The 10,329-nt window shown below is 65.3% G+C and carries 10 protein-coding genes and 1 riboswitch; of the genes, 5 read left to right on the top strand and 5 right to left on the bottom strand.

Features of this window, described 5'->3' with window-relative positions; genetic code table 11:
• Positions 1–42: 42 nt before the first annotated feature.
• Positions 43–771 (bottom strand): NUDIX hydrolase, encoded by a 729-nt coding sequence (locus VLA65_RS18150; protein WP_284991148.1) that lies wholly within the window; start codon positions 769–771, stop codon positions 43–45.
• Between the two features lie 216 nt (positions 772–987).
• Positions 988–1,124: riboswitch (TPP riboswitch) on the top strand.
• Between the two features lie 74 nt (positions 1,125–1,198).
• Between VLA65_RS18150 and VLA65_RS18145 the strand changes: the two genes are divergently transcribed.
• The 4 genes from VLA65_RS18145 (at position 1,199) to VLA65_RS18130 (ending at position 5,992) form a co-directional block, all read left to right on the top strand.
• Positions 1,199–1,828 (top strand): ECF transporter S component, encoded by a 630-nt coding sequence (locus tag VLA65_RS18145; protein WP_236813309.1) that lies wholly within the window; start codon positions 1,199–1,201, stop codon positions 1,826–1,828.
• Positions 1,828–3,456: an ABC transporter ATP-binding protein gene (locus VLA65_RS18140; protein ID WP_332603303.1), complete on the top strand. Its 1,629-nt coding sequence runs from the start codon at positions 1,828–1,830 to the stop codon at positions 3,454–3,456. Before VLA65_RS18145 ends, VLA65_RS18140 begins: the two co-directional genes overlap by 1 nt.
• Complete coding sequence (locus tag VLA65_RS18135) at positions 3,453–4,259, top strand: energy-coupling factor transporter transmembrane component T family protein (protein WP_332603302.1); 807 nt, start codon at positions 3,453–3,455, stop codon at positions 4,257–4,259. Before VLA65_RS18140 ends, VLA65_RS18135 begins: the two co-directional genes overlap by 4 nt.
• A 209-nt stretch (positions 4,260–4,468) precedes the next feature.
• Complete coding sequence (locus VLA65_RS18130) at positions 4,469–5,992, top strand: UDP-N-acetylglucosamine 1-carboxyvinyltransferase (protein ID WP_059389848.1); 1,524 nt, start codon at positions 4,469–4,471, stop codon at positions 5,990–5,992.
• A gap of 150 nt (positions 5,993–6,142) precedes the next feature.
• Here VLA65_RS18130 and VLA65_RS18125 read toward each other — a convergent pair whose 3' ends face one another.
• Positions 6,143–6,967, bottom strand: coding sequence for an endonuclease domain-containing protein (locus VLA65_RS18125; RefSeq protein WP_332603301.1), 825 nt, complete (start codon positions 6,965–6,967; stop codon positions 6,143–6,145).
• A 223-nt stretch (positions 6,968–7,190) separates the two neighbouring features.
• Between VLA65_RS18125 and VLA65_RS18120 the strand changes: the two genes are divergently transcribed.
• Positions 7,191–8,459, top strand: a complete 1,269-nt coding sequence (locus VLA65_RS18120; RefSeq protein WP_284991153.1) for a glutamate--cysteine ligase 2 — start codon at positions 7,191–7,193, stop codon at positions 8,457–8,459.
• Here the strand turns inward: VLA65_RS18120 and VLA65_RS18115 are convergent.
• From VLA65_RS18115 to VLA65_RS18105, 3 genes are read right to left on the bottom strand one after another with little or no spacing between them, the layout of a single operon-like run.
• Entirely contained in the window at positions 8,456–9,664 is a 1,209-nt protein-coding gene (locus tag VLA65_RS18115) for an O-succinylhomoserine sulfhydrylase (RefSeq protein ID WP_059389850.1), read from the bottom strand. The genes VLA65_RS18120 and VLA65_RS18115 overlap by 4 nt on opposite strands.
• Positions 9,665–10,075 (bottom strand): rhodanese-like domain-containing protein, encoded by a 411-nt coding sequence (locus tag VLA65_RS18110; protein ID WP_059389851.1) that lies wholly within the window; start codon positions 10,073–10,075, stop codon positions 9,665–9,667.
• Positions 10,072–10,329, bottom strand: coding sequence for a DUF1737 domain-containing protein (locus VLA65_RS18105; RefSeq protein WP_028267606.1), 258 nt, complete (start codon positions 10,327–10,329; stop codon positions 10,072–10,074). Before VLA65_RS18105 ends, VLA65_RS18110 begins: the two co-directional genes overlap by 4 nt.

Here is a 10,329-nt window from a genome sequence, read left to right as displayed (position 1 = left end):
CCTTGCGGGTGGAAACAGGACCGTCCCCAGCCTAACCCCACTTCAGGGCAGTTCCGGAGCAACGGATGGAGCTTGGCGCCTCTGCCGGAAGAACTCCTCCAAGGCCCCGGGCTTTGGACGGACAGGCACGATGTCACGGTCCTCGCCCAGTATCGCTTCCACTGTGCCGAGGGCGAGGAGCTCATCCAGCAGCGCCAGCGTGGGCGGCATGAGCTTGAGTGTTCCGGCGACTTCGGCGTCCAGGATTCCGCGGACGGGCATCCACAAGGACGACGACGCTTCCGTGGTCTGGTGCCTTGGCTCGGCACCGGAAACCGGGCAGGCAAGGTAGAAGTACGTGTCGAAGCGCTTGGGCTGGTCCTGCGGAGTGACCCAGTTGGCCCACGGGCGGAGGGTGGCGGCGTCAAGCTTCAGCCCGGCCTCTTCGAACACCTCACGCTGCGCGGCCGCCAGCACCCGGCCGGCGTTGAACCTGGCGGAGGCAGGCTCGACGGCGATGCTGCTCCGGTGCCATGCAGCGGCGTGCTGCTCGACGACGTCGTCCGCGAAGTCCCAGCCGGAGCTGTCCACCTGGTCCACCCGGCCCCCGGGGAAGACCACCATGCCCGCGGCGAAATCCATCGTGGAAACCCGGTGCTGGACGAACACCTCCAAAGCCTGCGCCGCACCTTCAGAGCCCCCGGGAACCGCGGCATCCCGGACCAGGATCACGCTTGCGGCGAGCCTCGGTTCCGCCACCGTGGTGCTGTTCGCTTCGCCATTGCCTGCCAAGACCGCTCCTTTGCCCGCTCTGCCGCGTCACATTCTGCTGGATCATTGTCCCAGTTTCTGCGGCCGCCCGCGCCATTCCGGGCCGGCCTGCGCTCACCCGGCGAGTGATCCAGCAGAATCCGTCGTCCCCGCGTGTTTGTGACCGTTCCGCGGACGCCAACACAGCGCCCGCAACCCCGCCAAGGTGTAAACTGAACCACGCCCAAAAGGGTGGATTGATAACGACAGGGGAGCGCCGCCGTCGGGCACGCAGCAATGCGGCACGGAGGACGGGCGCTGAGAGTGCGGACAGCCGCAGACCCTCGAACCTGATCCGGCTAGTACCGGCGCAAGGGAGTCGAGTTCTCATAGTGTCCGGACCGGCGCGGCGGAAGCCGCTCGCAGGCAACCGCGAACACTTTCCCCTCCTGTTCCTCAGGAGGACAAAATGACTGGTATTTCTGCAAGGCCGGGCCTCACCAAGCCTGGTTACAACTGGCGCGTCGTGGACATCGTCGTGGCGGCACTCATCTCGATCGCCGGTGGCGTGATCTTCTGGGCATGGGACCAGATGGCTTTGGTTGCCACGCCTATGTCCGCCGGCTACCCGCCCCTGAGCGGCCTGATCGCCGGCGGCTGGATGATTCCGGCCGTGCTGGGCATGCTCATCGTCCGCAAGCCCGGTGCGGCAATTTTCTGCGAAACAGTGGCCGCCACGAGCGAGCTCATCATGGGTTCCCAGTACGGCACCACGGTGCTGATCTCGGGCCTGCTCCAGGGCTTGGGGGCGGAACTCATTTTCCTGGCCTTCATGTACAAGAAGTTCAACCTGCCGGTGTCCCTGCTGGCCGGTGCCGGTGCGGGCCTGTTCTGCGGCCTGAACGACTCCTTCCTGCCGTGGGGCTGGAACATCGCCTACGAACCGGTCGACAAGCTCGCGTACATCGTGTTCTGCACGATCTCCGGGGCCGTCATTGCCGGTGCCCTGTCCTGGATCGCTACCCGCGGCCTGGCCAGGACCGGTGTCCTGAGCGCGTTCGCGTCACGCAAGGCCGCCTCGGAGCCCGTCTTTTCCTGATGCCCAGTCCTGATTCCGGCACCTCTGCCGTGGTGCGACCCGCCGCCATTTCCGCGCAGGGCTGGGGCTGGCGGCACGCCGGCCGCACCACGCAGGCCATCCACGCCCTGGACCTGGACATCCGTCCGGGCGAGCGCGTCCTGCTGCTTGGCCCCTCGGGCGCAGGCAAGTCGACGTTCCTCCATGCCCTGGCGGGCGTGCTGGGCGAGGAAGGCGACGACGCCGACGAGACCGGCTCGTTGCTGGTGGACGGCGTTTCCCCGAAGGCCCAGCGGGGCCGTGCCGGACTCATGCAACAGGACCCCGAAACCCAGGTGGTGCTTTCCCGCCTGGGCGACGACGTTGCATTCGGCGCCGAGAACCTTTGCGTGCCGCGGGACGAGATTTGGAAGCGGGTCCATGAAGCGCTCGACGACGTCGGGCTGCTGCGGAGTGCCGGTGGCAGTGCCAGCGGCAACTTTTCGCTCGACCACCCGACGTCGGCCCTCTCGGGCGGGCAGAAACAGCGCCTTGCGCTCGCCGGCATACTGGCAATGCGGCCCGGCTTGATCCTCCTGGACGAGCCGACCGCCAACCTTGACCCGGCCGGCGTCTTGGAAGTGCGCGATGCCGTGGGCCGCTGCCTGGACAAGACCGGCGCCACCTTGGTGGTGGTGGAACACCGGGTATCGGTCTGGAAAGACCTCGTGGACCGGATTGTGGTGCTTCAGCCGGGCAGTTCCTCCTCGGGAGGTTCGACGCCGGCGGTGCTTCTGGACGGTGACCCGAACACGGTTCTGGCGCAAGCAAGGGACATGCTCACTGCTGCGGGCGTCTGGGTGCCTGGTTACGTGCCGGCCACCCGCCCACGTTCGGGAACAGGCGCCGGACCGGCGGCCGACTCCGGAGCGGGGAGCTCCCGGAAGGGGGGCGAGTTGCTGCTCGCCACCCAGGAGCTTGCGGTGTCCCGCGAACGGACACGGCGCCGGGGGTTCAAAACGATCGCCCCGCGTCCTGTGCAGTCCGGACTCGACGCCGAAGTGTTTGCCGGACGGGCACTGACAATCACCGGTCCCAATGGCGCCGGAAAATCGACCTTCGCTTTGACCCTCGCGGGGCTGTTGGCGCCGATATCCGGGGCGGTGACTGCCGCCGTCGGGCTCAGCGACGGCGCGGGCCCCGACCCGTTCAAGTGGAAGGCCCAGCAGCTGATCTCCCGCATCGGGACTGTGTTCCAAGAGCCCGAGCACCAGTTCGTCACCGGCCGCGTCCTCGATGAGCTCATGTTCGGCCCCAAGCATCTTGGCCATGGCGAGGAACGGGTGGACGAGTTGCTGGAACGGCTGCGCTTGGGGCATCTCGTGGACGCCAATCCGTACACGCTCTCCGGGGGCGAAAAACGGCGGCTATCCGTGGCGACGGTGCTCGCCGCGCACCCCCGCGTCCTGGTGCTGGACGAACCCACTTTCGGCCAGGACGCGAACACGTGGGCTGAGCTTGCGTCGTTCCTGTCCGAACTGCTCGACGCCGGCACCTCCGTGGTTTCCGTGACCCACGACCAGGAATTCAGCTCCGTCCTGGGCGGCGCCGAGATGCGGCTCGAGCCTGCATTCCAAGGCGGCGCCCGGCAGGAAGCAGGTGCGGCATGAGGGACGCCCTGACCCTGCGCGGCAACAACGCCCTCCTGACACGCGCCAATCCGCTGGCCAAGTTCGTGTCGGTCTTCCTGATCACCCTGGTGTTGGCGTTGTCCATCGACTTGGTGTCAGCCTCGACCGCGCTCCTCGGCGAATTGGCGTTGTTCCCCCTCGCGGGGCTCACCGTGCGCTTGCTCTGGCAGCGCGGCTGGCCCTTGATTATCGCGGCCGCGCTCGGAGGTTGGAGCACCGCGATCCTGTCGGCGGACAGCGGAAGGATACTGCTCGACGTCGGGATCTGGTCCATTAGCGAAGGCTCGCTTCAGCTTGGACTCGGCTTCATGCTGCGGGGTCTTGCCATAGCGCTGCCTGCCATTCTCCTGATGAGTTGCACCGATCCCACCGATCTCGCCGATGCCCTGGCGCAAAAGGCGAAACTGCCGCACCGTTTTGTCTTGGGTACCCTGGCGGCCCTGCGGCTCGTGGGACTCATGGCGGAGGAGTGGCAGACCATCGGCATGGCACGGCGCGCGCGGGGTGTCGGCTCGCACGGAAGTCCGCCGCAACGGTTCAAGGCCATGCTTGGCCAAAGCTTTGGTCTGCTGGTCCAAGCGATCCGACGGGCGTCCCGCTTGGCGATGACCATGGAGGCGCGCGGCTTCGGCGGCGGACGGCGGACCTGGGCGCGCGAATCCACCTACAGCCGCCTGGACGTCTGGGTTCTGGGCGGCGGGCTGGTCATCGCTGCCGCGGCCGTACTCGCGGCCCAATGGGCAGGGACCTGGCACTTCGTCTGGCTGAAGCAGCCCAACTGACTCGCAGTTGTTGTCGTTTAGACGCCCCAAAACGACAACAACTGCGACTCAGTTGGGTATTTGCGGGCGGACCGCCATCCGGCAGCCCCGGGCACGCGACGGCGGCCGTTGCGACTTACTTATCGCACGAGACGACTATTCTCGGGCTGAATCAGCGGGTTGCGTCGCAGAATCTCCAATTCTTAGACCATCTGTGATATTTATTGATCATGACGCAACCGACTGCCGAACATGTAGGTCTCCTCCTTCGCGACGCCCGCGGCGAAAAGGGCTGGACACAAGGACAGCTCGCCTCGGAACTGGGCACCAGCCAAAGCGCCATTGCCCGCATGGAACAAGGCAAGCAAAACCTCAGCCTGCGCATGATCGAGCGCCTCGAGTCGATCTTCGGACGAACCATCGTCAAGGTCGGCAAACGGCAGATGACCCACCTGCGCGTGGAGGGCGGACGTACGCTCTCCGGCTCGGTGGACGTCAACAGCAGCAAGAATGCCGGCGTCGCACTGCTTTGCGCGAGCCTCATCAACCGCGGCACCACCACCTTGCGGCGGCTCGCCCGGATCGAAGAAGTCAACCGGATCGTCGAGGTATTGACCTCCATCGGCGTCGAATGCACCTGGCTGAACGGTAACGATCTGCGCATCCGCCGCCCGGAAACGCTGGACCTCGCCTCCATGGACGTGGAAGCCGCACGCCGCACCCGCAGCGTCATCATGCTGCTCGGCCCGCTCCTCGATGAGGCTGCCTCGTACCAACTGCCCTACGCCGGCGGTTGCGATCTCGGGACCCGGACCGTGGAACCGCACATGCAGGCATTGCGGCAGTTCGGACTCTCCGTGGAAGCCAAATCAGGCTTCTATTCAGTGCAGGCCCCGCCGGCCGACGGCGAGCACCGCACCTTCGTGCTCACGGAGCGCGGTGACACCGTAACGGAGAACGCCATCATGGCCGCCGCACACCGCAGCGGTACCACGGTGATCCGCAATGCCAGCCCCAATTACATGGTGCAGGACCTTTGCTTCTACCTGCAGGGGCTCGGCGTGGTCATCGACGGCATCGGGACAACCACCCTGAAGATCACTGGGCGCCCGGCGATCGACGTCGACATTGAGTACTTCCCGTCCGAAGACCCGATCGAGGCCATGAGCCTGATCACCGCGGGCATCGTGACCAACTCGGAGGTCACCATCTGCAGGGTCCCCATCGAGTTCATGGAGATCGAACTTGCCACGCTCGAGCAGATGGGCCAACAGCTCGACATCTCCGGCGAGTACTTTGCGCGCAACGGACGGACGCGCTTGGTGGATGTCACCACCAAGCCATCACGGTTGCGCGCTCCGGAGGACAAGATCCATCCGATGCCGTTCCCGGGTCTAAACATCGACAACTTGCCGTTCTTCGCGGTCATCGCCGGCAACGCCGAAGGCCAGACCATGATCCACGACTGGGTCTACGAAAACCGGGCCATCTACCTGACCGAACTCAACAAGCTCGGCGCCCAGGTTCAACTGCTCGATCCGCACCGCATCTATGTCAATGGCCCCACCAAGTGGCGCGGCGCGGAAGTCGGATGCCCCCCGGCACTCCGACCCGCAGCTTGCCTGTTGTTGGCCATGCTGGCGGCCCGCGGCACGTCCGAGTTGCGCAACATCTACGTGATTGAGCGCGGATACGAGGACCTGGCCGAGCGGCTCAACACCATCGGCGCCAAGATCGAGTACTTCCAGGACTGATGGGGGCGGAGAACGTCGGAATCTCCACGATTCGGACTGACCAGCAGGACATTCTGCTGGATCATCCGGAGTCAGCGTTCGCTCACCCCCGAAAACAATGGGTTTGCCTTCTGCGCCCTGGCGATGATCCGGCAAAATCCGTCGTTGCGATCACCTCTGTTCGTCGTGCAGGGCGAGGACGGCACGGATTTCGTCCATCACCTGCTCCGGGTTGTTCCAAATCTGCTCGGGGGCGAAGCTCAGGAGGTCAAAGCCACGTGCCTGTGCAGCGTTCAGGCGTGCCATATCTTTCCTCCAAGCCTCCCGCGAGCTGTGGAAGGCGTAGCCGTTGACTTCAACGATGAGCCACCGTCCAATGAGAAAGTCCACACGTCCCACGCCGCGGATTTTGACTTGGCGACGGAATGTCAGGCCTTCTGATTCGAACAGCAGGCGGGCGCTGATCTCCGGTACGGATTCGGACAGGCCGTCTGCCTTGGCGAGAAGCCTCCTGGCGTTTCCGTAGTAGTTGGCGGAGATCTCGCTTTCGAGCAGGCCCCGCGGGATGCCGAACTGCTGTATGGCAGACTGCGCAATCGAAATGGCATCGACCTCTGGCAAGCAGACCAATGCGTGAATCACAGTGTCCTCGACGGATGCCAAGGGGACGGCATTCTCCCGAGATAGGCGTAGGCCGCCATGCCGGACGAAGCCCCGGCCCCGGCAGTGCCGCGTAGCCAGGTGCACGCGCATGGGCTTGTCCTTGATCCACAGGCCGTAGCGTAAAGCTGCGCTCGCGCAGGTGACATGCCCGTTATTGAGGATCGCCGTGAGGTATTCCTGATCCGCTGACGGGAGGGCCCACACGCCTTTTCGTGGTTGGTGTGCCCCGGCGGAAGCCAACTTGCGGATGGCTGAGGGCGTATAGCCGCTGGCGCGCAGTAGGCCCACGCGCGCGACCCCACCCACCGTGGCAAGGAATTCCAAAGCATCCATGGATCCAGCTATCCATGGAATTGCGGCTGACGCCCCAGGGAATGTGCCGTATGTGGATGAGTTGGCGGACATTCTGCTGGATCACCCGGGGGTGGCTTATCGCTAATGCCCGGAAAATAGAGGCTGTCCCCCGGTCCTGTCGGAGTGATCCAGCAGAATCCCTCGGGCGGCCCGTAAAATCCCGGTCTGTCTCCGCAAGGCTGCCATGGCGCACAATTGATCCGTGCGCACTTTTGGTGTGGAAGAGGAGTTGCTGATCGTCGATCCCGTGACCGGCGAGCCGCTCGCGCTTGCCGACGCGCTCCTCTCGGCCCCCGCCCACGACGGCGCCGCCCACGATGACGCTGCCCACGCCGCCCAGGATGGCACCGAACCCGGACCCACCCTCGAGGAGATCGACGGTCCCGATACCGGCCTAAGCCACGAGCTCAAACTTGAGCAGATCGAAACCCAGACCCGCCCATGCCGCAGCTACGCCGAGCTCCTGCACCAGATCCGCAGGGGGCGCGGCCTCGCCAGCCATGCCGCTCGGCGCCACGGCGCTCGGATCGCCGCGTTGGCCACATCGCCCGTGGATGCCGCGTTGCACACCACTCCGGATCCCCGGTACGCCATCATGCTCGAACGGTTCGGTATCACGGCGCACGAACAGCTCACGTGCGGATTCCACGTGCACACATCGATCGAGTCCCCCGAGGAAGGCGTGATGGTCTTGGACCGCATCCGGGACAAGCTCGCGGTCTTCACGGCGATGAGCGCCAATTCTCCCTACTGGCGTGGCCTGGCCACGGGTTTTGAGAGCTACCGGACGCAGGCGTGGAACCGCTGGCCTTCGTCGGGGCCGTCAGCCATCTTCGGGTCCCTGGCTGCTTACCGACGGGTTGTCCGGAGGCTCATCGAAACGGGAGTGCTGCTGGACGAGGGGATGGTCTACTTCGACGCCAGGCTGTCCCGGCACGTTCCCACGGTGGAGGTCCGGGTGGCCGATGTCTGCCTCCGGGCCGAGGATGCGGCGCTCATCGCGGTGCTCGTCAGGGCACTCGTTGAGACTTCTGTTCGTGAATACCATGCCGGAATAGAGCCCGCTGCCGTGCCCACTGCGCTTTTGCGGATGGCGTCCTGGCAAGCAAGCAACTTCGGACTGCGTACCGAACTGCTGGACTTCGGAACCTTTCGCCCGGAGCCCGCCGCCGACGTCGTCTGGTCGTTGGTGGAATACTTGGAACCCGTGCTCGCCGAACAGGGTGAATTCGACTTGGTCCAAACCGGCGTGGCAGCCATCTTGAGCCGTGGCAACGGCGCCATCGAACAGCGTGGTGTTGCCGGGCGCTGGAGCGAGAGCAACGGGAGCGCGCCCGACGCCGCCGGGCTGGCCGCCGTCGTCGAGCACGCCGTCCAGATCACGATGCGCTCAGAGAGAGACGAGAGTGACACCAAGCCGCAACCCGTCCTCACCTGGGTGCGCCAGGACTGGCGCGAAGCGCCCGGCTAGACCTGCTTGAGGGCCCGCTCGAGGTCCCCGATGAGATCGTCCACATCCTCCAGCCCCACCGAAAGCCGCACGACGCCGTCGCTCAGGCCAATTGCCGCGCGGCCTTCCGGACCCATGGCACGGTGCGTGGTGGTAGCGGGATGGGTGATGAGGGACTTGGAGTCGCCGAGGTTGTTCGAGATGTCGATGACGGCGAGCCCGTCCAGCAGCGCGAAAGCGGCCTCCTTCGCCGATCGCCCCGCGGAGGGGAGCAGCTCGAAGGTGAGCACAGTTCCGCCGGCCTTCATTTGCTTTGCGGCGAGCTCGAACTGCGGGTGCGACTTCAGCAGCGGGTACTTGACCCAGCTGATGGCCGGCTGTTCCTCGAGCCATTCGGCGATCCGCAACGCAGACGCCGAGGAGTGGTTGACACGCAGCGCCATCGTCTCCAGGCCCTTGGTCAGGACCCAGGCGTTGAACGCGGAAAGCGACGGACCGGTGTGCCGCATGAGCTGCTTGACGGGACCGTCGATGAACTCCTTGGTGCCCAGGATCGCTCCGCCGAGGACCCGGCCCTGGCCGTCGATGTGCTTGGTGCCCGAGTAGACAATCACGTCTGCTCCGAGATCGCCGCAGCGCTGCAGGAGGGGAGTGGCGAAGACGTTGTCGACAACGACGGTGGCGCCGGCTGCGTGGGCCAGCTCGCTCACCGCGGCGATGTCCACGATTTCCTGCATGGGGTTCGACGGCGACTCGAAGAACACTGCCGTTGTCGGCTCGGACAGAGCGGCACGCCACTGGTCCAAGTCAGGCCCGTCGACGAAGACGGTCTCGACGCCCCAGCGCGGCAGGATCTCATTGAGGATGACGAAACAGGAGCCGAAGAGCGAGCGGGCGGCAACTACGCGGTCACCGGCAGCAAGCAACGCACCGAGGGCGGTGAAGACAGCGGACATGCCCGACGCCGTCGCGAAGCACGCTTCGGTGCCTTCGAGCAGGCGGAGGCGCTCCTGGAAGGTAGCTACGGAGGGGTTGCCGTAACGGGAGTAGACGAAGCGTTCGTCCTCGCCCGTAAATGCTCGCTCGGCGGCTGCGGCGGACTCGTAGACGAAGCCGGAGTTCAGGAAGACGGCCTCGGACGTTTCCTGGAAGTTGGTACGGTCAAGACCGCCGCGGACGGCCTGGGTGTCAGGGCTCCAGCTGGCGGCGTCAGGGTTGAAAGTCACTTAGATGTTCCCCAGGTTCGTCGGAAGTCCACGGTTTTTCCAGCCGTTCACGGTTCGCTCGCCGTAGCGGTCCGGCTCGCCCTCAAAGCCCTCGAGGACGTTGTAGGAGGTGTAGCCGGCCTGGGTGGCGGCAATCGCGGCGGCGATGGAGCGCTGTCCGGAGCGGCAGAGGAAAACCAGTTCGGTGCCGTCCGCCTCCGGGGCCTGCTGCGTCAACTCTTCGATGAAACGGGTGTTGGGGATGCCTCCGGCCAGGTTCCACTGGATGAACAGGGGATCGTTCTCGGTGGCTTTGGTGTCCGGGATCCCGATGTGTGCCCACTCGCCTTCGGTGCGGACGTCCACCAGGATGGCGCCCTGCTCGAGCTTGGCCCAGGCGTCGTGCGGGCTGAGGTCGCCTGCGTAGCTCATGCGTGGCCCTCGCCGTCGAACTCTTCATCAAGCTGATCCACCGCATTGGCAACGGCGGCATCCGCGCTCGCGATTGCCGCGGGCAGGACGATGGCCTGTGCCACGATTACGTCCGTGCCGTTGAAGGTCGCGGCCGGGCTGCCGTGCAACACGTATCCCTCCGCGAGGGCGGTGGAGATCCGCTCGCAGAATTCCTTGGTGTCAGGGCCCGTGATGAGACGGTACGAGAGTTTTTCTTCGGTGGGTTCAGGCAT

Origin of the sequence: Arthrobacter sp. S2(2024), from assembly GCF_036662515.1 — a bacterium.
Lineage (GTDB): Bacteria > Actinomycetota > Actinomycetes > Actinomycetales > Micrococcaceae > Arthrobacter.
Note: the sequence above shows the minus strand (reverse complement) of the source record. Positions and strands in the feature narration are given on the sequence as shown.